The 23,289-nt window shown below is 55.9% G+C and carries 24 protein-coding genes; 15 read left to right on the top strand and 9 right to left on the bottom strand.

From position 1 onward, the window contains the following. Positions 1–13: 13 nt before the first annotated feature. The 5 genes from ACR2TX_RS21060 to ACR2TX_RS21040 form a co-directional block, all read right to left on the bottom strand. Positions 14–682, bottom strand: a complete 669-nt coding sequence (locus ACR2TX_RS21060; RefSeq protein ID WP_077730464.1) for a flagellar hook assembly protein FlgD — start codon at positions 680–682, stop codon at positions 14–16. Between the two features lie 11 nt (positions 683–693). Beyond that, positions 694–1,113 (bottom strand): flagellar basal body rod protein FlgC, encoded by a 420-nt coding sequence (gene flgC / locus ACR2TX_RS21055; RefSeq protein WP_077730465.1) that lies wholly within the window; start codon positions 1,111–1,113, stop codon positions 694–696. Between the two features lie 2 nt (positions 1,114–1,115). After that, complete coding sequence (gene flgB / locus ACR2TX_RS21050) at positions 1,116–1,508, bottom strand: flagellar basal body rod protein FlgB (RefSeq protein WP_077730466.1); 393 nt, start codon at positions 1,506–1,508, stop codon at positions 1,116–1,118. 155 nt (positions 1,509–1,663) lie between these two features. Further along, positions 1,664–2,506 (bottom strand): CheR family methyltransferase, encoded by an 843-nt coding sequence (locus ACR2TX_RS21045; RefSeq protein WP_077730467.1) that lies wholly within the window; start codon positions 2,504–2,506, stop codon positions 1,664–1,666. 58 nt (positions 2,507–2,564) lie between these two features. Continuing rightward, positions 2,565–3,518 carry a chemotaxis protein CheV gene (locus tag ACR2TX_RS21040; RefSeq protein ID WP_077730468.1) on the bottom strand — a complete coding sequence of 318 codons (954 nt, stop codon included), beginning with the start codon at positions 3,516–3,518 and terminating at the stop codon, positions 2,565–2,567. Positions 3,519–3,633: 115 nt separating this feature from the next. Between ACR2TX_RS21040 and flgA the strand changes: the two genes are divergently transcribed. The 6 genes from flgA to ACR2TX_RS21010 all read left to right on the top strand — a co-directional run bounded on the left by flgA (position 3,634) and on the right by ACR2TX_RS21010 (position 7,798). After that, the gene (gene flgA, locus ACR2TX_RS21035) at positions 3,634–4,332 is read left to right on the top strand and encodes a flagellar basal body P-ring formation chaperone FlgA (RefSeq protein WP_434130652.1); all 699 of its coding nucleotides are present in this window, start codon (positions 3,634–3,636) and stop codon (positions 4,330–4,332) included. Between the two features lie 84 nt (positions 4,333–4,416). Further along, complete coding sequence (gene flgM / locus ACR2TX_RS21030) at positions 4,417–4,719, top strand: flagellar biosynthesis anti-sigma factor FlgM (RefSeq protein WP_086134380.1); 303 nt, start codon at positions 4,417–4,419, stop codon at positions 4,717–4,719. Beyond that, on the top strand, positions 4,716–5,204 hold the full coding sequence (locus tag ACR2TX_RS21025) for a flagella synthesis protein FlgN (RefSeq protein ID WP_434130651.1): 489 nt from the start codon (positions 4,716–4,718) through the stop codon (positions 5,202–5,204). The genes flgM and ACR2TX_RS21025 overlap by 4 nt, the downstream gene beginning before the upstream one ends. A gap of 206 nt (positions 5,205–5,410) precedes the next feature. Further along, positions 5,411–6,016 (top strand): TetR/AcrR family transcriptional regulator, encoded by a 606-nt coding sequence (locus tag ACR2TX_RS21020; protein ID WP_133716481.1) that lies wholly within the window; start codon positions 5,411–5,413, stop codon positions 6,014–6,016. A gap of 69 nt (positions 6,017–6,085) precedes the next feature. Continuing rightward, positions 6,086–7,432: a selenium-binding protein SBP56-related protein gene (locus tag ACR2TX_RS21015; RefSeq protein ID WP_168183834.1), complete on the top strand. Its 1,347-nt coding sequence runs from the start codon at positions 6,086–6,088 to the stop codon at positions 7,430–7,432. Positions 7,433–7,525: 93 nt separating this feature from the next. Then, positions 7,526–7,798, top strand: coding sequence for a DUF4242 domain-containing protein (locus ACR2TX_RS21010; protein WP_077730474.1), 273 nt, complete (start codon positions 7,526–7,528; stop codon positions 7,796–7,798). A gap of 45 nt (positions 7,799–7,843) precedes the next feature. Here the strand turns inward: ACR2TX_RS21010 and metG are convergent, their stop codons facing one another. Beyond that, on the bottom strand, positions 7,844–9,925 hold the full coding sequence (gene metG, locus ACR2TX_RS21005) for a methionine--tRNA ligase (RefSeq protein WP_434130650.1): 2,082 nt from the start codon (positions 9,923–9,925) through the stop codon (positions 7,844–7,846). 203 nt (positions 9,926–10,128) lie between these two features. On the opposite strand from metG, the gene apbC reads away from it, so the two are divergent. The 5 genes from apbC (at position 10,129) to rmuC (ending at position 16,761) form a co-directional block, all read left to right on the top strand. Continuing rightward, positions 10,129–11,217: an iron-sulfur cluster carrier protein ApbC gene (gene apbC, locus ACR2TX_RS21000; protein WP_086134377.1), complete on the top strand. Its 1,089-nt coding sequence runs from the start codon at positions 10,129–10,131 to the stop codon at positions 11,215–11,217. Between the two features lies 1 nt (position 11,218). Further along, positions 11,219–11,785 (top strand): dCTP deaminase, encoded by a 567-nt coding sequence (gene dcd, locus ACR2TX_RS20995; protein WP_077730477.1) that lies wholly within the window; start codon positions 11,219–11,221, stop codon positions 11,783–11,785. A 66-nt stretch (positions 11,786–11,851) separates the two neighbouring features. Continuing rightward, a complete protein-coding gene (gene hemL, locus ACR2TX_RS20990) occupies positions 11,852–13,132 on the top strand; it encodes a glutamate-1-semialdehyde 2,1-aminomutase (protein WP_434130649.1) in 1,281 nt (426 codons plus the stop codon). A gap of 190 nt (positions 13,133–13,322) precedes the next feature. Beyond that, the gene (locus tag ACR2TX_RS20985; RefSeq protein WP_434130647.1) at positions 13,323–15,227 is read left to right on the top strand and encodes a VTT domain-containing protein; all 1,905 of its coding nucleotides are present in this window, start codon (positions 13,323–13,325) and stop codon (positions 15,225–15,227) included. A gap of 40 nt (positions 15,228–15,267) precedes the next feature. Next, positions 15,268–16,761 (top strand): DNA recombination protein RmuC, encoded by a 1,494-nt coding sequence (gene rmuC / locus ACR2TX_RS20980; protein WP_434130646.1) that lies wholly within the window; start codon positions 15,268–15,270, stop codon positions 16,759–16,761. A 64-nt stretch (positions 16,762–16,825) separates the two neighbouring features. On the opposite strand, the gene rho is transcribed toward rmuC, so the two are convergent. From rho to yrfG, 3 genes are all read right to left on the bottom strand, one after another. After that, positions 16,826–18,082, bottom strand: coding sequence for a transcription termination factor Rho (rho, locus tag ACR2TX_RS20975; RefSeq protein ID WP_077730480.1), 1,257 nt, complete (start codon positions 18,080–18,082; stop codon positions 16,826–16,828). A gap of 176 nt (positions 18,083–18,258) precedes the next feature. Next, on the bottom strand, positions 18,259–18,585 hold the full coding sequence (gene trxA, locus ACR2TX_RS20970; RefSeq protein ID WP_086134374.1) for a thioredoxin TrxA: 327 nt from the start codon (positions 18,583–18,585) through the stop codon (positions 18,259–18,261). Between the two features lie 239 nt (positions 18,586–18,824). Beyond that, entirely contained in the window at positions 18,825–19,481 is a 657-nt protein-coding gene (yrfG, locus tag ACR2TX_RS20965) for a GMP/IMP nucleotidase (RefSeq protein WP_077730482.1), read from the bottom strand. Positions 19,482–19,569: 88 nt separating this feature from the next. Here yrfG and cysQ point away from each other — a divergent pair, with 88 nt between their 5' ends. The 4 genes from cysQ to ilvN all read left to right on the top strand — a co-directional run bounded on the left by cysQ (position 19,570) and on the right by ilvN (position 23,062). After that, positions 19,570–20,388: a 3'(2'),5'-bisphosphate nucleotidase CysQ gene (gene cysQ / locus ACR2TX_RS20960; protein WP_434130645.1), complete on the top strand. Its 819-nt coding sequence runs from the start codon at positions 19,570–19,572 to the stop codon at positions 20,386–20,388. 75 nt (positions 20,389–20,463) lie between these two features. Beyond that, positions 20,464–20,619: a hypothetical protein gene (locus ACR2TX_RS20955; protein WP_434130644.1), complete on the top strand. Its 156-nt coding sequence runs from the start codon at positions 20,464–20,466 to the stop codon at positions 20,617–20,619. Positions 20,620–20,840: 221 nt separating this feature from the next. Continuing rightward, entirely contained in the window at positions 20,841–22,571 is a 1,731-nt protein-coding gene (locus ACR2TX_RS20950; protein ID WP_086134372.1) for an acetolactate synthase 3 large subunit, read from the top strand. Beyond that, on the top strand, positions 22,571–23,062 hold the full coding sequence (gene ilvN / locus ACR2TX_RS20945; RefSeq protein WP_077730485.1) for an acetolactate synthase small subunit: 492 nt from the start codon (positions 22,571–22,573) through the stop codon (positions 23,060–23,062). The genes ACR2TX_RS20950 and ilvN overlap by 1 nt, the downstream gene beginning before the upstream one ends. Positions 23,063–23,289: the final 227 nt, after the last annotated feature.

The raw sequence follows: 23,289 nt of genomic DNA, 5'->3' as shown, positions 1-23,289 counted from the left end.
ACTATGATGTTCATTAAAGGACAGCCCGGATATCGCCCAGGGTGTAACGTCCGAGACCGCTGAGCTGGACTTCCATGCCTTTCGAGCCGCCCACGGTTACGCTTTCCACGGGCGCGGCGATTTGGGTTTCGAGCGCAGTCGTTTTGCCGGCGATAACGGCCTCGGCTTTGATCCTGTAAAGTCCGGGATCGGCAAAGTGCAATTCATCGTCCAGTTTTCCGTCCCACTCGAACGACAACGGCCCTTCGGTTTGAGGCCCGAGTTCCAATGTGCGGATCAAGTTGCCGTTCTTGTCCATGATCCGAATATTGACCTGCGAGGCCTCGTACGGCACGGCCAACTCGCCCTGGATCGTGCCGTTCGCGGCCAGAATCGCTTTATCGGACGCGATCAGCGCGGATCGTCCCACCAGGTTCGCGGCCATCAAGGCCTGTTCCTTGTTGGCGGACGCCGCAAAGTCGGCGAACGAGGATTGCAATTGCTGGATTCCCGTGACGGTGCTGAACTGCGCCAGCTGATTGACGAATTCGGCGCCGTCCTGAGGCTTTAAAGGATTCTGACTGGTCAACTGGGTAACCATCAGCTTGAAGAAATCTTCTTGCCCCAGTTCGTTGCGCTTCCGAGTCGGTGCCGCGGTTTCGGTCAGGCCAAGCGATTTGAGCGTGTTGATGTCTAGGCTCATGATCGGTCACCTCAGATCTGTCCGAGACGCAGGGTCTGAAGCATCAGTTGCTTGGCGGTATTCGCCACTTCGACGTTGTCCCGGTAGGAGCGGGACGCGGACATCATATTGGTCAGTTCTTCGATTGTGTTGACGTTCGGCTTGAAGATATAGCCTTCGTCGTTGGCCATCGGGTGGTCCGGCGCATATTCCATGCGCAAGGGCGCCTGACTCTCGACGACGCCGAGTACCTGCACGCCGACCGGCGTGTTTCGCTTGTCCACGGCCTCCTGAAGCTGTGCCGCAAATACGGGCTGTCGCGATCGATAAGTCTGTTCGACGCTGCTGCTGACGCTGTCCGCATTGGATAAGTTACTGGCTACCAGGTTGAGCCGCAGCGACTGCGCAGTCATGCCGGAGCCGGCGATATCGAAGATTTTGAACGACGACATGGTTATTCTCCTGTTAAGGCGGTTCGCAGAGAGGCGATCTTGCCACTCAAGAAGTTGAGCGTGGCCTGGTATTGCACCGCGTTTTCGGCGAAACGCATCTGTTCCTGCTCGGTTTCCACCGTATTGCCGTCGAGACTGGGTTGCGACGGTAGCCGATACAGGGCTTCTCCCCGCGATCCGGGCGCTGTCGCAGTCACATGCCCGGCTTGTGTAGCCGCGAGCTTGAGAGGGGACGTGTGGACGCTTTGCAGTACCGAACGGAAATCCAGATCGCGGGCCTTGTAATTCGGCGTGTCGGCGTTGGCCAGGTTGGAGGCCAACAACTCGGTACGGCGGTCGCGGAGTTTCAGTGCCAGGGGATGAATGCCGAGGGCATTGTCGAAGTTGATCGTCATAAACATATCCTCGTTGCCAGTTATGTGGCGTCAAGCACGAGGTATGCCACGTAAAAATCCTTTGTTTAAACAAAGGCTTGCAAATTAAGACGTGAGAGCGGAAAAAAACGGCGGCAATTTTTCGCCACTTGAGGCGGCAAATTTGCCGGGTGGCGTCAGAAGGCCGGCTTTAGACGGTAATAGCGACAAGAGGCCCCGCGAACGGTTTCATAAAGATCGAGTCCGGAGGGAAGGGATTCCGTGCTGCTTAGGAACAGATAGCCGCCTGGATTGAGCGCTTTGGCCATGCGCGTCAAAATATCGCGCTTCAATTCTTCGGAGAAGTAAATCAGTACGTTACGGCAAAAGACGATATCAAACCTGCCTAGCGCCGCGAAAGGCTTGAGCAGGTTGAATTGTTGGAATCGGACCCGATCAACGATCTCCGATTTAAGTTTCCACTTGTCCTGATAGCGATCGAAGTAGCGTGACCTCAGATTTTCATCCAGTCCGCGCGACAAGGCCATTTCGCTATAGACGGCCTGAGAAGCTTCGGCCAAAACCGATTCCGAAATATCGGTCCCGATGACCTGTACGTTTCTTTTGATGCCGGTCCAACCGTAACGAAAAAATTCCTCGACGCAGATGCCTATCGAATAAGGCTCCTGTCCCGAAGAGCAGGCTGCGGACCAAATTCTCAAGGTGCCGCCGGTTTTGTTGGCTGCCCAGGCAGGCAAGAGAACATTTCTAAGTTCCTCGAAATGGGTGTTGTCACGAAACCAAAAAGTCTCATTCGTGGTCATGGCATCGATAATACGGGTTCTGAGCTTAGCGGAGACAGCATCGCTTCGGAGCGCAGTTACCAACTGCGCTATGGATGAATAATCACTCTCTTTTAGCAGGCCGGTCAAACGATTCTTCACCAGGTATTGCTTGTTGTCGCTGAGCAATATCCCGCAGGCGTCCACGAGAAATTTCTGGAACACCGCGAACGCTTCGGGATTCAAGTCCGAATTCATGAATACTCCAATCGACACGCCGATGGACGGCGCTTGCGTTTTGCCCGATATAGCCAGTTCAGAAGTCCCTGCGCCCTGTTGTCGCTTGCGCGGCGATATGGTCTTTAAGGCGTTGCTGTACGACCCGAGCAAGATCGTCCGGATCGTATTTGGCGAGGAATTTGTTGGCGCCGACTTTTTCAACCATCGCCTGATTGAAAACTCCGCTCAGGGAGGTATGGAGCAATACGTATACTTCCTTCATAGCAGGGTCTTTGCGTACCTTGGTCGTGAGCGTATAGCCGTCCATTCGAGGCATCTCCACGTCGGAAATGATCATCGCCAAGTACTCGTTCAAATTCTTTCCTTCCGATATCCAATGTTCGAGGATTTCCAACGCCTCCTGACCATCTTTGGCAATTGTGCTCTCCACTTCGAGTTGGTTCAAAACACGCAGAATTTGATTGCGGGCCACAAATGAATCATCCACGACGAGTACATGCTGCTCAAGGTTCTTGGCGTCCTCCTCGATCACACCGTCCGAAACCTGGTCGCACTCGCCCATGACTTCCTTCATCACTTTTTCAACGTCGATAACTTCGATGAGTTCCTTCTCGTATTGCGTTACAGCGGTTAAATAGCTTTCTTTGCCTGCGCCTTTCGGCGGCGGCTGAATCTGCTCCCATCCCATATTGATGATGCGATCGACAGTGCTGACGAGGAATCCTTGGGTGGATCGATTGTACTCGGTAATGATGACATAGCCACTCCCGTCGCGTGGTTGCGGGCGCGCGCCAATTGCCATGGAGAGATCCATCATGGGTATGGTCTTGCCGCGCAAGTGAGCGACGCCACAAATCACCGGGTTCGATTTCGGCAGCTGAGTCAAGGGCGGGCACTGTATGACCTCCTGCACCTTGAACACGTTAATACCGAAGCGCTGGTTGCCGCCGAGTTTGAAGAGCAGCAGCTCGAGGCGGTTATGTCCCGCGAGCTTAGTTCTTTGATCTACGCCTTCGAGTATGCTTGCCATTGTGAATTTCCTGGGAAGATTGACGGTGACTAAAGTGTAGCGGCAGGCGTGCGATCCGCTTGAGTCCGGCGCGGCATATTAGATGCATGTCTTGGTCCATCATCGGAGGTTATCTATGCGTGCCAAACTCAAACTCCTGCTTCTGCTCGCGCTGGCGATTCCCGCGGCTTTCGCGGCAGACCGCCTGCAAACCAACGAATCGATAGCAGCTGCGATAATGGCCCTGATCGAGTCGGATTTCCGTCAGCGGAATCAGGAATTCCAGGCAGACCCGGTCAGGCTGGACGGTCGTCTGCAATTGCCGCTTTGCGATCGGCCGCTGAAGGCCTTCTTTCTTCCAGGGCGGCGCGAAAGCGGTTTTCTTTCCATCGGCGTGCGTTGCGAAGGAACGCATTCTTGGACCGTGTACAACAAGGTTCACGTGAAAGCGTATCGGGAAGTCGTCGTTCTGAAAAACGCCGTCCGGCAAGGCTCAGTTCTCACCGAGGCGGATCTCGGCTTCGAAAAACGAGACCTCGCGAACTTGCGCGGCAGTTATTTCACTTCTTTCGATCCGGTCGTCAATCGGCCCGTCAAACGCACCTTGGCGGCCGGCGCGGTACTGAGCCCCGAATGGTTATCTGTGCCGAAAATGATTCGGCGTGGACAGAAGGTCATTATTCAGGCGGAGAGCAGTCATTTTGCCGTCAAGATGTCGGGACAGGCTCTGAATGATGGGGAGGCGGGGCAGCGTATTCGCGTTCGCAACGACCAATCCGCGAGAATCGTGGAAGGTACGGTTGCAGGTCCTGGCCTCGTATTGATACGGCTTTGAACGCCGGACAGAAAAACGTGGTTTTGCGCTAAAGTTCACCGTCGGGAGGCCGATAAGAATTGAAATTCCCGAGAGGATACGGTCATGGAAATCAAACTTCAAAACAGCGTTAGCGGTCTTTCCGTCGGCGGACTACAAAAGAAATCGAGCACCGCGGCAGGTACAGGCGGCGGCAATGCCTCATCGACCTACAGTGTCAGCGTGTCGCCCGAAATGTCGCTTCGGCTCTCCGAGATCAAACAACGTCTGTTGAGCGAACCCTCGGTCGACGAAGCGAGAGTGACCCGCATTGCCAGCGCGGTTCAGTCGGGAAACTACGAGATCAACCCGCAGCGAGCGGCCGAAAAGCTGATCGCCATGGAACAAAAGCTTCCTGAATTTTCATGATCGCGCACGGCCAGGATCTTCACGACCTTTTCAGCCAAACGCTGGACGGACTCGGCGAAATGTCCAGGCTGCTTGAGGAGGAGGCGCGAAGTCTAGCGGCGCGCGACACGGAGGCGTTGGAACTGACCGCCTCGAAGAAACAGAAACTCGCATTCCTGCTCAACGATTTGGCCGCTCGGCAGAACCATCTCGTCCGCGCTTGCGGTTTTCAGGGCAACGAAGGCGGCGTTGCGGCCTTCCTTGATCGGCTCGATCCCGAGTCGCCGCAGACCAGAGCCCTCCTTGCCGAATGGCGGGAAATCGTGCGCCTCGGTTCGGCTTGCAGAAAGCAGAATGGGCTTAACGGCGCTTATATCGCGCTCTTGCAGCGTCATATCGATTCCAGTTTGAATTTTCTCTACGGCGCTTCGTCGGCGGATGCGACCTACGGGCCGGATGGGTCGACGCGCCGCGGAGAAACTTCACGCCAGTCATTCTCGGCCTGACCGCCGTGCCAGGCGGTTTCCGTCGCAGGTGCCAGTGAACAGGGCGCTAACCGGCCGCAGCATCACTATCCGGCTCGAATCCTTCAATTTCGGACAAATTGCCATGTGCCTCTGCTGCCTCCGATCGAGGCACCGGGCGCCTCCCGGATTTCTTCCTTGTAATAATTTTTATTGCATAAGTAGACGACCGGTCGTATAGTCGCCACATGGCTCGAATCGGCAACAAACAGATTACTCGCGAAAAGCTTTTGGACCAGGGTGTTGCCATGCTCATGGAGCATGGCTATCACGGCACCGGTCTACAGGACTTGCTGTCCAGCGTTCAGGTTCCGAAGGGATCGTTTTACAACTACTTCTCTAGCAAGGAGGAGTTCGGGGCGGAAGTGGTCCAGCACTACATAGAGCCATTCATTCGACAATTGGGCGATTACCTGAGTCGGCCGGAGTTGGATGCGCTGTCCGCGATGAAACGTTATTTCTGCGATTTGATCGCAGAATTGGAGCGGAGACAGTTCAAAGGAGGATGTTTACTGGGCAACCTGATCGGCGAGATAGGAGATACCAACGAGACCTGTATGGCCGCTCTCCGGGATGCCTTTCATCGTTACAGGGATAAGTACACGGAAGGTTTAGCTCGCGCCCAGGCGGAAGGAACGATACGCGCCGATCTGTCGGCCGAATCGATGGCGGACTTGCTTGCTGATGGCCTGCAAGGCGCTTTGCTGCGAATGAAAGTCGAGCAATCCGTACGTCCGTTGGAGGTCTGCTTGAGCCATTTGCTCGACGACTATTTCAAACCCAAGAGTGACTAAAAACCAAGAGGTTATGCGATGAAAAAGCAGCGGATAAGAGAAAAGAATCTGGTTCGGGCGGTTCGGGGCATGACGCTGGGATTGGCATCCGGACTGGTTTTGGCTGGAATCGGCATGTCCCCCGTCCAGGCGGATGAGACTTGTCTGTCGCCTTATATGGCGAAAATCACGGGGCAGGAAGATTACGTATACGTTTGGACCCTGGGTGCGACGGGTGTCGGCGACGAGCAGGACAAGCTGGTGACCGTGGACATCAATCCGAAGTCGCCCAAATACGGGAAGGTAGTGGACAGTCTCTCTGTTGGCGGACGTAACGAAGCGCACCATTCCGATTTTACCGACGACCGGAATTATCTCTGGGCTGGCGGGTTGGACACCAGCAAGATTTTCATCTTCGACGTCCATAGCGATCCAGCCAAGCCCAAGCTGCATAAAACGATTACCGATTTCGTCGCGAAAAGCGGCGGCGTGGTCGGGCCTCACTCGTTTTACGCTTTGCCGGGACGGATGCTGATCACGGGGCTCTCGAACAACAAGGATCACGGCGGACGGACGGCGATGGTGGAATACACCAACCAGGGCGATTACGTGGCGACTCACTGGGTGCCCACCGACAGCGATCTGCGTGGTGCCGTGAAGACGGGCAAGTATGCCGACGGCTACAACTACGACGTGCGTGCGCTGCCGAGGCGCAACGTGCTGGTTTCCTCGTCCTTCACCGGATGGAACAACTACATGATGGACTTCGGCAAGATGCTGTCCGACAAGGAGGCGATGAAGCATTTCGGCAATACGGTGGTCGTCTGGGATCTTCACAGCCGCAAGCCTAAGAAGGTGTTCGACGTACCGGGTTCGCCCCTGGAAGTGCGTTGCGCCTGGGAAGAAAACCACAACTACTGCTTCACCACGACGGCACTCACCTCCAAGATCTGGCTGATCTACGAAGATGACAAGGGCGAGTGGCAAGCCAAGGAAGTCGCGGATATCGGCGATCCCTCGAAGGTGCCGTTGCCCGTCGATATTTCGATCTCCAACGACGACAAGCGGCTTTGGGTGAATACCTTCATGGACGGCAACACCCGGGCATTCGATATCTCGAATCCGCACAAACCGGTGCAAATCTACGAGAAGCACATCGGCGCGCAAGTCAATATGGTGTCGTCGAGCTGGGACGGGAAACGGCTTTACTACACTTCGTCGCTGCTTGCCAACTGGGACAAGAAGGGCAAGGACAATGAGCAGTACCTGAAGCTCTATCACTGGGACGGCAAGGAGTTGAAAGAGCAGTTCGCTATCGACTTCTACAAGGAAAAGCTCGGACGCCCGCACCAGATGCGTTTTGGCGCTTACTCGCTGTATAAGAGCGTGGCCGAAGCAAAGCCGGCGGAGATTTTCGCGGAATTTCAGCGTCGCTGATGTGATGTACTTCGTAGCGGCCATCACGCGGCTCCGAAGTGCCGACGGTTTTTTGACGACTTTTGCTTACTTTCTCAATGAGAGGAGGCTGACATGCCCAAGTATCTAATCGAACGCGATATTCCTGGAGCGGGAAAACTGTCCGATCAGGATTTGCATGCCATTTCGCAGAAATCGTGCAGCGTGTTGAACCGCTTGGGGCCGCAAATCCAATGGCTGCAGAGCTATGTCACCGATGACAAGGTCTATTGCGTCTATATCGCGCCCAACGAGGAAATGATCCGGCAGCATGCCCAAGAGGGCGGCTTCCCGGCCAATCGGATTTCGGAAATCAAGACGGTAATCGATCCGACGACCGGCGAGTGATGAGGGGCGTGGGAACGGCTCCGACCGTTCCCACGCCTGCTTCGACTACTTGACCCGCATTCCCGGCTGCGCGCCTTCGTCCGGGATTAAAACGAACGGTCCTCCGCGTTCGTCGCTCGCGGCCAGCACCATGCCTTCCGACAGACCGAACTTCATCTTGCGCGGCGCGAGATTCGCGACCATCACGGTCAGTTTTCCTTCCAGTTTCGCCGGATCGTAGGCCGATTTGATGCCCGCAAACACCGTCCGGGTTTCGCTGCCGATATCCAGAGTCAGCTTCAACAGCTTGTCGGCGCCTTCCACGTGCTCCGCTTTGGCGATGCGGGCGATGCGCAGATCGATCTTGGCGAAGTCGTCGATCGATATGGTGTCGGCGATCGGTTGAATCGCGTGTTGCTGATGCTCGGCGTGACGCTGCTGGGAATGAGGTTCCGGCTGGACGGCGGCTTGCAGGTTCTGTTTGTTGGCTTCCACGAGTGACTCGATTTGTTTAGGGTCGATGCGGGTGAGGAGGTGCTGATAACTATTTATCTTGTGACTTAATAACTTCACTGAAGCATCAGTCCACACTAATGGAGAAAGATTAAAGAAGGTCTCTACATTTTTTGCCAAAGAAGGCAAAACGGGCTTGAGGTACAGAGTTAAGACTTTAAACGTATTTAAGCCTACCGTGCACACCTGTTGAAGGTAGTCCCTCTTTGAAGAATCCTTACTGAGTTCCCATGGCTTTTGAGCATCTATGTAGTGATTGCCGAGGTCTGCGAGAAGCATAATAAGACGAATTGCTTTTCCATAGTCGCGACTTTCATAGAGTGAGGCAATCTCATCCGCATATCCGACGAGTTCTTGTTCATACCAAGGATATTCATCTGGAAATCTATCAGCTAAATGCCCGTCAAACAGCTTAGTAATGAAGCCTGCTGTCCGGCTGGCAATATTGACGTATTTCCCCACCAAATCACTATTCACCCTCGCCACAAAGTCTTCCAAATTGAGATCGATGTCCTCCATCGTCCCATTCAGCTTGCAGGCGTAGTAATAGCGCAGCCATTCGGGGTTCAAACCCTGCTGGAGATAACTTTCCGCCGTGATGAAAGTGCCGCGGGATTTGGACATTTTCTCCCCGTTCACGGTCAAGAAGCCGTGGGCGAAGATCTTGGTGGGAGTGCGGAAATCCGAGTGTTCCAGCATCGCCGGCCAGAACAGCGCGTGGAAATAGAGAATGTCCTTGCCGATGAAGTGGTAGAGCTCGGTACTCGAATCCTTGTTCCAATATTGGTCGAAATCGAGATTCAGCCGCTCGCACAGGTTCTTGAAGCTGCCCATGTAGCCGATGGGAGCGTCCAGCCAGACATAGAAGAATTTGCCCGGCGCGTCGGGGATTTCGAATCCGAAATAGGGCGCGTCGCGGGAAATGTCCCAGTCGGAGAGCCCCGCCTCGAACCATTCCGCCATTTTGTTGGCGGCTTCGGTTTGAAGTGGGGGTTCGGGAGTGAGTTGCCCGGTTGTCCATTTGCTTAGGAAATCATGGCAACGCGAATCCGAAAGTTTAAAAAAGTAATGCACCGACTCCTTCCGCACCGGAGCCGCGCCGGAAACGGCGGAATAGGGGTTGATTAGGTCGGTCGGCGAATAGGTTGCACCGCAGGCTTCGCAGGAATCGCCGTACTGGTCCTTGGCATGGCACTTTGGGCACTCGCCCTTGATAAAGCGGTCCGGGAGAAACATTTCCTTGACCGGATCATAGTACTGCTCGATCGAGCGGTCCTCGATCAGCTTTCGTTCTTTCAGCCGACCGTAAATGGTTTCGGCTAACTGCCGGGTTTCCTCCGAATGGGTCGAGTAATAGTTGTCGAACTCGATGTGAAAACCGGTAAAGTCCCTAAGATGCTCGCCATGGACCCGTCGAATCAGTTCCTCCGGGGCGATGCCTTCCTTTTCGGCCCTGAGCATGATGGGCGTGCCGTGGGTGTCGTCGGCGCAGACATAATGGCAGGTGTTGCCGCGCATCTTCTGAAATCGCACCCAGATGTCGGTTTGTATGTACTCGACCAGATGGCCCAAGTGAATGGGGCCGTTGGCATAGGGTAGGGCGCTGGTGACGAGGATCGTTCGATGGGTGGTCATGTGGCGAAATTCAATGTTTTCTTGGGTCGCAAAATTATCCCACATTTCGGCCGAGCGTTCAGAGGCGCATAGCCAGGGCGGACGCCGTAGAGTGGGGCTCCGAACCTGGTGCGTCGCCAGTCGAAGAAGCCTTTGATCCGTTAAGCTTCGCGGCCAATTGTGTAGAATAACGCCTTATTTGGCCCGAGATGCCGGAGATTCGAATGCCGCTGACTCAATCCGATGTTGAGAATGCCCTTAAGACCTTGGTGGATCCCAATCTGGACCGGGATTTGGTATCGACCAAGTCGATCAAGAAAATCGAAATAGACGATTCCCGGATTCGGGTGAAAGTGGCTCTGGGTTACCCGGCGGCCAGTTTCCACGCCGAACTCAAGAGTCTGATCGAACAAAAGCTCCGTGCGGAAACCGGCGCGACTGAGGTGACGGTGGAAATCGTTACGGAGATCGTTTCCCACTCGGTCCAGAAGAATCTAAAGCCGATGCCCGGCGTCAAGAACATCATCGCGGTCGCTTCCGGCAAAGGCGGTGTCGGGAAATCGACGACCGCCGCGAATCTGGCGCTGGCATTAGCGGCGGAAGGTGCGCGAGTCGGTATTCTGGATGCCGACATTTACGGACCAAGCCAACCGCTCATGCTGGGGATTTCCGGGCGCCCGGATACCGAAGGCGGAAACCGGTTGATCCCGATGGTCGCCTACGGCGTTCAATCCATGTCCATCGGTTATCTGATCGAGGAGGACGCACCGATGATCTGGCGCGGCCCCATGGTGACCGGTGCCTTGCAACAATTGCTCAAGGACACCAAGTGGGACAACCTGGATTATCTGATCATCGACTTGCCGCCCGGTACCGGCGATATTCAATTGACGCTGGCGCAGCAGATTCCCGTGTCCGGCGCGATCATAGTCACCACGCCTCAGGACATTGCGTTATTGGATGCCCAGAGAGGCCTAAAGATGTTCGAAAAGGTGGGGGTGCCGGTCTTGGGGATCGTAGAAAACATGAGCATTCATATTTGTTCAAATTGCGGCCATGCCGAGCCGATCTTCGGCGAAGGCGGCGGTGACAAGATGGCCCAAAAATACGGCGTCGAGCTACTCGGTTCTCTGCCGCTCGACATCAGCATCCGGAAGAACGCGGACGGCGGCCATCCCACGGTCGTCGCCGAGCCGGACAGCAAGCCGGCGCAAATCTACAAGGACGTGGCCCGTAAGATGGCGGCCCGATTGGCTTTGAAGGCGAAGGATTACAGTGCGCGTTTCCCCACTATCACCATCGTCAACGACTAGCATGGGCATCAAATCAGACCGCTGGATCCGTCGCATGGCGGAAGAATATGGGATGATTGAGCCCTACGAGCCGCAGCAAGTAAGGGAGGTGCAGAATTCCCGCGTCATTTCCTACGGAACATCGAGTTACGGCTACGACATTCGCTGTTCGAGCGAATTCAAGATCTTCACCAACATCAACTCCGCGATAGTGGACCCGAAGAACTTCGACGAAAACAGCTTCGTCGACGTGAGCTCGGACGTGTGCATCATCCCGCCCAACTCCTTCGCCTTGGCGAGGACCGTCGAATATTTCCGCATTCCGCGCGACGTGCTGACCATATGTCTCGGCAAGTCCACCTATGCCCGCTGCGGAATCATCGTCAACGTGACGCCCTTGGAGCCGGAGTGGGAGGGACACGTGACCCTGGAGTTTTCCAATACCACGCCGTTGCCCGCCAAGATCTACGCCAATGAAGGGGTGGCCCAGGTGCTGTTTATCGGTGCGGACGAGATTTGCGAAGTTTCTTACAAGGATCGTGGCGGGAAGTATCAGGGACAGACCGGTGTGACCTTGCCCAAGACGTAATAATTCGAGCAGGTATCGGTAGCTGTTTTCGAGATAGAGATTTCCAGAATTTATTGAGAGAAGACTATGGCCGACGTGTCCGCATTGTTCGCGGAAGCTCAAACCTATATTCCCGGCGGCGTGAATTCGCCGGTACGTGCGTTTAAAGGGGTCGGCGGAACCCCCGTCTTCGTGGAACGTGCCGAAGGGCCTTTCCTGTTCGGTGCGGACGGACGCCGATATATCGACTACGTCGGTTCCTGGGGACCGATGGTTGTCGGGCATGCTCATCCTGAAGTCTTGAAGGCCGTGCACGATGCCGTGGACCGCGGGCTGAGCTATGGCGCTCCCACGCCTATCGAAACCACGATGGCGAAAAAGCTATGCGAGCTGGTGCCTTCGTTGGACATGGTGCGCATGGTGAATTCCGGCACCGAAGCGACCATGGGCGCCATCCGCTTGGCGCGCGGCTACACGGGTCGTGACAAGATCGTCAAGTTTGAAGGTTGCTATCACGGGCATTCGGATTCCCTTCTGGTCAAGGCGGGTTCCGGGGCGCTGACTCTGGGCGTGCCGAGTTCGCCCGGCGTTCCGGCCGGTTTGGCCGAACACACGCTGACTCTCCCGTTCAACGACGGCGACGCGGTGCGCGAGGTGTTTTCGCGTTTCGGCGGAGAGATCGCCTGCATCATCGTGGAACCGGTCGCCGGCAACATGAACTGCGTGCCGCCGAAATTGGGCTTCCTGGAAACCCTGCGGGAGGTCTGCGATGCCCACGGATCGGTACTGATCTTCGACGAAGTCATGACCGGATTCCGCGTGGCGATGGGCGGAGCGCAGGCGCATTACGGCATCTCGCCCGATATGACCACGCTCGGCAAAGTCATCGGCGGCGGCATGCCGGTCGGTGCCTTCGGCGGGCGGCGCGACATCATGGAAAAGCTCGCCCCGCTAGGTCCCATTTATCAGGCGGGTACCTTATCCGGCAATCCCGTGGCCATGGCGGCGGGATTGAAGACCTTGGAACTGATTTCCGCGCCGGGCTTTTTCGATCGCTTGAGCGAAAGAACCCGCTATCTGACCGAGGGCTTGCGGGAGCGGGCGTTAAAGGCCGGAATTCCATTTGCGGCGAGTTGGGTCGGCGGCATGTTCGGTCTCTTTTTCACCGAGGAGAAGGCCATCGACAGTTTCGAACAAGTCATGGGCTGCGATCAGGAGCGCTTCAAGCGCTTTTTCCACGCCATGCTGGACGAAGGCGTTTATCTCGCTCCGTCCGCGTTCGAGGCCGGCTTCGTCTCGGCGGCGCATGATTTCGAAACACTGGATCAAACCCTACAGGCGGCGGAGCGCGTCTTTACGCGTCTTTAACCAGAACGGCTTGCTACTCTGAAACTTCCTCTTTTATAGGGGGAATTGTTAAATCTGGACGACGATGCCCGGACATCGCTATCCTCTCGGTTATTTCCCGTTCATGGAATGAATAATCCGCCGGCCTCTATTCCCGGCGGGTTTCGTCCGGCGGATGAGGCCGGGCGCGGATTGAAACAAACAATCGACTTTGAGCTTTGAAACTATTTACGCATGGATCGCACTGCATCCACACCACGCCGGCCTAGCGGTCTTTTTGATTGCCATGGCCGAATCCTTGGCAGTGGTGGGGCTAGTGGTTCCCGGCGTCGCCATGATGTTCGCCGCCGGGGCGCTCGTAGGCGCCGGAGCTCTTTCCTTTGCTCCGACCTGCGCTTACGCGATAGCCGGAGCGGTAGTCGGCGACGGGATCAGCTTTTGGCTGGGATGGCGTTATCGCGATCGCTTGTCGTCTCTGTGGCCGTTTAAGCGCTATCCGGGAATGATCGACCGCGGCATCGATTATTTTCACCGCTACGGGGGACGGAGCGTGCTGTTCGGGCGTTTCGTCGGCCCGGTCCGTGCGGTGATCCCCTTGGTGGCGGGCATGCTGACGATGCCGGCGCGGCGGTTCGTTTATATCAATGTGTTGTCCGCCGTTCTCTGGGGTCCCGCATATTTGCTGCCGGGCATGGCCTTCGGCGCATCCCTCGATCTGGCGTCAAAGGTGACCGGACGCTTGGCCGCCCTATTGATTGCGTTGCTAGTGGTCCTATGGTTCGGGGCCTGGTTGAGCAAGCATCTTTATCTTTACTTCCAGCCCCGGGCGCACCAGCTCATTCTGGCGACGTTCGACCTTAGCCGAGAGCACCCCCTGCTGGGACGTCTCACCGCTCCCCTCATCGATCCTGAGCAACGCGATTACGCCGGCCTATCGGTGTGGGCGGCGATTTTGGGCCTGTCTGGTTTGCTGGCCTGCTTCTTGGTACCAGCCGATTCGGTGCCTGTGTCCTTGGAAGCCTGGCGAACTCCTTGGTCCGATTATGCCTTGATCGTGTTCGAGGAATTGGGCGAGACCTTGTCCGTGTCGGTTTTCTCGGCGGTCGTGCTCGGCTGGTTATTGATCCGGAAGCAAGCTGTCGCCGCGGCGCATTTCCTGGGAGCGCTGATTTTCGCGTTGGCGCTCGGAACGGTCTGCCGTTTCGTTGACGATAATCCGCTGATCGATAGTCATGTCCTGAACGGCGGCGCGGTGTACGGTTTTGCGGCAGTGTTGACCGCGGACAGCGCGACGCCGCGTTGGCGCTGGTTGATTTACTCCGGGGCGACCCTGCTGGTCACCGTTATCGCGTTCGCTCGCGTCTATGCCGATACGGGCGAGTTTCTCGCGGCTTGCTTTACTCTGTCGATGGTTCTGATCTGGCTGGTCCTGCTGGGGGTGGCCTATCGGCGCCATCGGCACGGCGATGTACCGATCAGAGGCTTGATCGGGATCGTGATGGTTTCCCTAGTGGGCATCGGGGCGGTTGTTTGGTATAGCCACTCGCTGGAAGAGTTTTACTATCGGCGACCGCTTCTAAGCGTAAGCGAGGAGCACTGGCTCGAACAGGGCTGGCGGTTTTTGCCGGCCTGCCGGGTGAAGACGATCGGCCGATCCGAGCAGGCGCTCAGTGTTCAATGGGCATCGTCGATCGATGCTATCCGTTCGGACTTGGCAAAGCTCGGCTGGCAAGAGCCGAAACCTTTGACACCGACCCAGGCGCTGCACTTTCTGAATCCTCAGACCGGAATGGCGGACTTGCCGGTTTTACCTCACTTCAACCAGATCGATGTGGATACTCTTCGTATGATCAAGGCGACTTCCGACGGGCGGTGGTTGATCGTCCGTTTCTGGCCGAGCGGACAACAGTTGCAGCCGGGAGCCATCCCAATCTGGCTGGGAAGTGTCGCCTTCTTGGAGGAGCGTAATGTCTTCGGTATCCTGAAGTTGTCCGAAGAGGCAGTCGACGGTACGGACGCACTCAACATCTTGACCGATGATCTCCTGTCGCTTCGTCCGTTCGTCCTGAGAACGAGCGAGAACGATCAGGTCGTCGTGTTGCTTCCCCCCCAGTAAATCTCGATGATCAGCTCTTTTTTCCGGGCAGCGTGGGCCGATGGATAATACACATTGGGTGGCGAATATCGATAAGCTGCCGCCTTCTCTGATTCTGGCTGTCGGCATGCTTTTGGGACTGTCCGTCGGATGGCTGATAGCGTCTTTGCGCCACAGAGGACATCATCCGGAATTGTGCCGGCGATTGACTGAGGAGCAGGCGGAGAAAATTGCTGAATTGTCGGAAGAGCTGGCTGATCGCCAAGATCGAGTCTATTCGTTGAGCACGGACTTGGCCGTCGCTGAAGAAAAAGCGGGACGCATCCCGCTACTGGAAAGCAGGCTGGCCGAAACAAGCCAGCAGCTTACGGCCGCGCGGACGGAATGCGCCGAACTCAGGACGCGCCTCGAGAACGAAGAGAAAAACACCGAAGGAAAGCTGGCGCTGCTTCGTAACGCGGAAGTTCAACTGTTCACCCAGTTCGAAAATCTGGCGCAGAAAATACTCGAGGAAAAGACGCAGAAATTCACCGAACAGAACAAGAGCCAACTCGACGGCGTTTTGACGCCGTTTCGCGAACAGCTCGGCGATTTCCGAAAGAAGGTGGACGAAATGCATCTCCACGACGCGAAGGACAGGGCATCCCTGCGCCAGGAGATCGAGAACCTTCGCTTGCAGACCCAGCGTATCAACCAGGAAGCGGTCAATCTGACTCGCGCGTTGAAAGGCGACAAAAAATTGCAAGGCGCCTGGGGGGAACTGATTCTGGAGCGGGTGTTGGAGCAGTCCGGCTTGCGCAAGGGCATCGAATACGAGACCCAAGGCGGTTATCGCGACGGCGAAAATCGCTTATTTCGACCCGATGTCATCGTGCACCTGCCGGAAGGCAAGGACATCATCATCGATTCCAAGGTCTCGCTGGTGGCTTACGACCGCTGCTGTTCCCTGGACGACGGACCGGAGCGGGAGTCGGCGGTGCGCGAGCATGTTCTGGCCGTGCGTAACCATATCAAAACCCTGGCGCAGAAAGATTATTCCGGCTTGAATGGGCTGCGCTCTCTGGATTTTATTCTGCTGTTCATGCCGATCGAGTCGGCTTTCATGCTGGCCTTCCAGCACGACGACAAGCTGTTCTCGGATGCGTTCTCCAGCAATATCGTAGTGGTGACCCCGACCACCTTGCTGGCTACTTTACGTACCATAGAAAACATTTGGCGCTACGAGCGGCGGAATGAAAATGCGAAGTTGATCGCGGACAAGGCGGGCTCGATTTACGACAAATTGCGCGGATTCGTGGAAGACTTGGAAAAATTGGGCGCCCAGCTCAGCAGCGTCCACAAGACTTATGACGACGCGATGAATAAACTTACCCGCGGGCGCGGCAATTTAATCCGGCAGGCGGAAAGTTTTGTGGAACTGGGCGCAAAAGTGAACAAACGGCTCCCAAAAAGTATTTTGGAGAAAGTCGATCTGGACGTCGAAGACGACATGTACGCCGCGCTAAAGCTGGAACTTCCGGCAATCGGGGAGACGAGCGAATCGTCCGAAGGATGATTATACGGCTTGTTTTGAGCTGAACGGCTTGGATCGGCTTGAAGGAGGGGCTTTTCTTGCTCCTTCAGCGCTTCATCATGTCGAAGAACTCGGCGTTAGTCTTGGTGTCCTTCAGTTTGCCCAGCAGGAATTCGCTGGCTGCCATTTCGTCCATCGGTTGCAGGATTTTGCGTAAAATCCAGCATTTTTGCAGTTCGTCCGCCGGAACGATGTATTCCTCGCGGCGGGTTCCGGATCGGTTGATATTGATGGCCGGATAAACGCGCTTCTCGGCGATTTTCCGCTCGAGGTGCAATTCCATATTGCCGGTGCCCTTGAATTCTTCGTAGATCACTTCGTCCATGCGCGACCCGGTATCGATCAGTGCGGTAGCGATGATCGTGAGGCTGCCGCCTTCCTCGATGTTACGAGCGGCACCGAAAAAGCGCTTGGGACGTTCCAGGGCGTTGGCGTCCACGCCGCCGGTCAACACTTTGCCCGAGGATGGGATCACTGTGTTGTAAGCTCGGGCGAGGCGGGTGATAGAGTCGAGGAGGATGACGACATCGCGCTTGTGCTCGACTAAGCGCTTAGCTTTTTCCAGGACCATCTCCGCCACTTGCACGTGACGCGCCGGCGGTTCGTCGAAGGTGCTGGATACGACTTCGCCCTTGACGCTGCGCTGCATCTCGGTGACTTCTTCCGGCCGTTCGTCGATCAGTAGGACGATCAGGTAACATTCAGGGTTCTTTTCGGCGACCGAATGGGCGATGTTCTGGAGGATCATGGTCTTGCCGGCTTTCGGCGGCGACACGATCAAGCCGCGCTGCCCTTTGCCGATCGGTGCGACCAGGTCGATCACCCGAGCGGTCAAATCCTCGGTGGTTCCGTTGCCGATCTCCAGTTGCAGGCGTTCGACAGGAAATAAGGGAGTTAGGTTAGAGAATAAGATCTTGTGCTTGGCGTTTTCCGGCGGCTCATAGTTGATTTGCTCGACCTTGAGCATTGCGAAGTAGCGCTCGTTGTCCTTGGGCGGACGAATCTTTCCGGAAATCGTGTCTCCGGTTCGTAAGCTAAATCTACGAATCTGACTGGGCGAGACGTAAATATCATCGGGTCCGGCCAAAAAGGAGCTGTCGGCGGACCTCAGAAAGCCGAATCCGTCGCTCAGGATTTCCAATACCCCGTCGCCGTAGATATCTTCCCCGCTTTTGGCCTGTTTTTTCAGGATCGAAAAGATCAAATCCTGTTTGCGCGTTCGAGCAACGCCTTCGATGTCGAGTGATTCAGCGATTTCGATGAGTTCGGAAACGGGTTTGCGTTTAAGATCGGTCAGATTCATAGACGTTAGTGAAGAGCAGATGTAAATGATCTAAGGAATTGCGCTCGTATGAGAGACGAGCTTGGAGAGAACGGCCGGAAGTGGCCCGGTTAAGAGGACGACGTTAAGAGTTACACCAAAGTTAGCACAGGCGTGCGAGGCCGTCTAGTCAGAACCGGCCCGCACATGCCGGATGCTCAAATATTGGCGTCAAGGAATGCAGCCAGTTGCGATTTGGCCAAGGCTCCCACCTTAGTGGCTTCCACTTCGCCGTTCTTAAACAAAATCAGCGTTGGAATTCCGCGTACGCCGTAGCGCTGGGGCGTTCCAGGATTGTCGTCGATATTGAGCTTGGCGATCGTCAGCTTACCTTCATAATCCCCAGCGACCTCCTCCAGAATAGGTGCAATCATCTTGCAGGGACCGCACCATTCGGCCCAGAAATCGACTAGTACAGGGCCGCTCGCTTTGAGGACCTTATCCTCGAATTCGGCATCGGTAACTTGAAGTATGCGTTCGCTCACAATGAACTCCTCACGGTCTCAACGGGGAAATTGGAAGGGACTGGGGCGCCAACGGCCAGTACGAATGGGAATGGTGCAGCTTTCCCTTGCGTACGTGCATTTCAGCTTAAACGAATGACAATTTCAAGCCCCATGGTTCCGTACGTAAATTGCCTTCGGTAAACACCGGAATCGGCTCGCGGACGGACGGGCAAATGGGGGCGACGGACTTGTTTCGGGGATTGGCGCCGCGGTCGATTTCAGCTTGGAGGCATTAGCTCGCGAAAGTCCTCAATGGCGTCGAATTCGACGATGTTTCTTGGAGGTTGCCGGCTATCGGGTTTCTTCACGGCAACTACGTGCCGGATGCCAAATTGGCGGGCGGCGTGTAATACGGTCACGCTGTCGTCGACCAGTAGCGTCTTATCCGCCGAAAAGGGTTCTATGGCGCTAAGGGCTTTCCAAAAGCCGGGATGCTCCTTCGGAAATCCGAATGCATGCGAAGAGAAGATTTCGTCAAAAAAACCATGGAGGCAGGTTCGCTCCAACTTCAAACCCAAGCTTTTCGGGTGTGCGTTGGTTACCAGCACCAAACGCTTTTCGGCTTTGCGTACGGCATCGAGGAAGTCGGTGACATGAGGTAGTATCGCTATCAGTCCCGCGATTTCGGCTTTTAAGCCTACGATGTCCAGGCACAAACGATCAGTCCAGTAATCCAGGCAGTACCATTCGAGTCGTCCCTCGGTTTCCTTGAACCGGGGTGTCAATTCGGCTTTGGCTTCCGCGACCGAAAGTCCGTGCCGTTCGGCGTAACGCAGCGGAACGAATTCGAGCCAAAAGTGGTTATCGAAATTCAGGTCCAACAGCGTGCCGTCCATATCGAGAAACACGCTGCTAATGTTTCGCCAATCGATCATGGTTTAATATTTTACTCGGTTGCTTTCAGTCATTATCTTCGATTCCCTCCATTCAGCGTATCCAGTGAGTAGCTGCGGATTTCAAGCCATGCCCCTCAGAAAAGAACCCTCCCGCTTTCTCGAGACCGTAGTCGCTCTCGCCAAGGAGTCCGGGCGTCGTATCCTCGAGATCTACGGATCGGATTTCCGCGTCGGCGTAAAAGAAGATAGTTCGCCGCTCACCGCGGCCGATCTCGCTTCCCATCACTGTCTGGTCGAAGGGCTCGCGGCGTTGCGTCCGGCCTATCCGATCATTTCGGAAGAATCCAAAAGTTTGCCGTTCGAGGAGCGAAGCGACTGGGAGACCTTTTGGCTGATCGATCCTCTGGATGGCACCAAGGAGTTTATCAAGCGAAACGGCGAGTTCACCGTTAACGTGGCCTTGATTCACCGTCACCAACCGGTGCTCGGCGTGGTGTATGCGCCGGCGAAAGATCTTTGCTACTTTGCGTCCGAGGGGTGCGGTGCGTACAGGCAGATCGACGATTCGCCCCCGCAAAACATCGAAGTGACGACGAGTGCCCATCATCCGCTGAGGGTGGTCGGCAGTCGCTCGCACCAGACCGAAGGGTTGGCAGTCTATCTGAACCGACTGGGCGAGCATCGACTCGTATCGATCGGCAGTTCGCTGAAACTCTGCTGGGTGGCGGAAGGCGCGGCGGATCTCTATCCCCGCATCGGTCTGACCTCGGAATGGGATACCGCGGCGGCGCATTGCATAGTGAAGGAAGCCGGTGGCGAGGTGACCGACTTGCGCGGTCAGCCACTGCTTTACAACACCAAGCCGTCGCTGCTCAATCCTTATTTTCTCGTGTTTGGTGACAAATCCAGGGATTGGTGCAGATACGCGGACGGCATAGAAGGCTGACGCGCACCCCGTTTGGTCGAATAAGGCTTTGGGCTGCTTTGATGAACACCGCCGGGGCGCCACTTCTGAACAATCATGTTCCGCAAGATCCGCGGATGGCGCGGCATACGGCAACTAGCGGTGCATACCGAGAGAGTTGTTACGCCGGCGCGGGTCATCATGCTCGGAGTCAATCCATTCGAAGTGGAAATGTATCCAGAACAAAAGTACCGGTTCGTCAACGCTGCGTAAGTGGCCGAAGTCACTGAGGTCACTATCGAGGCGTTTCCGCTGTCCAAGTACGGTACAATTCCGGGAAACGTCATGCGAGGATCGAACGAACGCCATCCGCGTGGCAGCGGCTTGACGGAGTATGCGAATCCGAGTACCGTTATCGGCTATTTTTATTTTGTTGTCTCGGCCGAAACGGGCGTTTTCGAAACGCCTGATTCTTTTTTAGGGGTGTTGAAACCGTGGAGCTCAGCGGCGCGGAAATCCTGGTCCAAAGTCTTAAGGACGAAGGGGTTGAATACATTTTCGGTTACCCCGGCGGGGCCGTATTGCATATCTACGATGCTCTGTTCAGACAGGACGACGTGAAGCACATCCTGGTGCGCCACGAACAGGGCGCGACCCATGCCGCGGATGGATACGCGCGCTCGACCGGCAAGCCCGGCGTGGTGCTGGTGACTTCCGGCCCCGGAGCCACCAATGCAGTCACCGGTATCGCGACGGCCTACATGGATTCGATTCCGATGGTAATCATCACCGGCCAAGTGCCCTTGCCGGTCATCGGCAGCGATGCCTTCCAGGAGTGCGACACTATCGGCATCACCCGGCCCTGTGTAAAGCACAACTTTCTGGTCAAGGACGTGCACAAGCTGGCGGAGACCATCAAGAAGGCGTTCTACATCGCCACCACCGGCCGACCCGGTCCCGTGGTGGTCGACGTTCCGAAGGACGTCACCGATCCCAATCTCAAGATTCCTTACGAGTACCCGCGCTCGGTTTCAATCCGCTCCTATAACCCGCAGGTCAAGGGGCATCGGTGGCAGATCAAGAAAGCGGTAGAGCTGTTGCTCTCCGCCAAGAGGCCGATGATCTATTCGGGAGGCGGCGTCATATTGGGCAATGCGTCCGAACAGTTGAAGGAAATCACCCGGATACTCGGATTTCCCATCACCAGTACCTTGATGGGATTGGGGGCCTATCCGGCCACCGATCGGCAGTTTCTGGGCATGCTGGGCATGCACGGAACCTACGAGGCGAATATGGCCATGCACGAATGCGATGTGCTGTTCGCCGTCGGTGCGCGGTTCGACGATCGGGTTACCGGCAAGCTCAGCCAGTTTTGCCCGCATGCGAAGATCATTCACATCGATATCGATCCTGCTTCTATCTCCAAGACGGTGCGTGTCGACGTTCCCATCGTCGGTGAAGTCGGCCCGGTCCTGGACGACATGATCGAGATACTGGGGAGCAGTGAGAAGCGGGCCGATGAAGATGCTCTTACCGCATGGTGGGATCAAATCGCGCGCTGGCAATCCTTGGACTGCTTGCGTTACGATCGGAATAGTCCGCTGATCAAGCCGCAGTACGTCATCGAGCAGTTGTACGAAGTCACCAATGGCGATGCATTCGTAACGTCCGATGTCGGGCAGCATCAAATGTGGACGGCTCAGTTCTACAAATTCGACAAGCCGCGCCGCTGGATCAACTCGGGCGGACTCGGCACCATGGGGTTCGGTTTGCCGGCGGCCATTGGCGCCAAGCTGGCTCACCCCGATGCGGACGTGGCCTGCGTGACCGGGGAGGCGAGCATTCAGATGTGCATCCAGGAGTTGGCTACGGCCCTGCAATACCGCACGCCTATCAAAATCGTTAATCTCAATAACGGTTACATGGGCATGGTCCGCCAGTGGCAGGAATTCACCTACGAAAGCCGCTACTCCCACTCCTACTTGGAGACCATTCCCGATTTCGTCAAGCTGGCCGAAGCTTACGGCCATATCGGCATGCACATCGAAAAGCCCGCCGACGTGCGCCCGGCACTGGAGGAGGCGTTCAAGCTGAAGGATCGTACTGTATTCATGAATTTCCTGACCGATCCGACCGAGAACGTATATCCGATGATCGAGGCCGGCAAGGCTCACCATGAGATGCGCCTCGCTCCCGGCGTCACCATCGAGAGGGAGCTTGCCTGATGCGCCACATCATTTCCATTTTGATGGAGAACGAATCGGGGGCGTTGTCGCGGGTGGCGGGACTTTTTTCCGCACGCGGATACAACATCGAGTCGTTGACCGTGGCGCCCACGGAGGATGCGTCCTTGTCGCGAATGACGCTGGTTACCACCGGCAGCGACGAGATCATCGAGCAGATTACCAAGCAGCTCAACAAGCTGATCGATGTGGTCAAACTCATCGATATTTCGGAATCTTCCCACATCGAACGTGAATTGATGATGGTGAAAGTGCGTGCCGTCGACAGGGCGCGGGAGGAAATCATTCGCCTGACCGATATCTTTCGCGGAAAAATCATCGATGTTACGCCGGTGAGCTACGTCATCGAGGTTACCGGCGAAAAGTCCAAGCTGGACGCGTTTCTCCAGACGCTCGATCAGGAGGCCATCATCGAGGTCGTGCGCTCCGGCACAACGGGCATTCTGCGCGGCGACCGCGGGCTTCACGCCTAACTAATGCCGATGACGACTGCAGCGTATAACAAATGCCAGTATTACCCGTCATTCCGGCAGGGCGTGCCGGAATCCAGAAGCCACGGAAGGTTTTAGCGTCTACGTCCCTGTAAACTGGACCCCGGCAGTCCCAATCGCAAACGGGCCTTTAGTCGGCCCCTTCCCTGCCGGGGTGACGATGTGGTTTTTAATTTCGTTACGAATAGTAATCAACCAAAACGATAAAT

Source organism: Methylocaldum sp. GT1BB (assembly GCF_051027545.1).
In the GTDB taxonomy this organism is placed as follows: Bacteria; Pseudomonadota; Gammaproteobacteria; order Methylococcales; family Methylococcaceae; genus Methylocaldum.
This window is presented reverse-complemented; position numbering and strand designations above follow the sequence as displayed.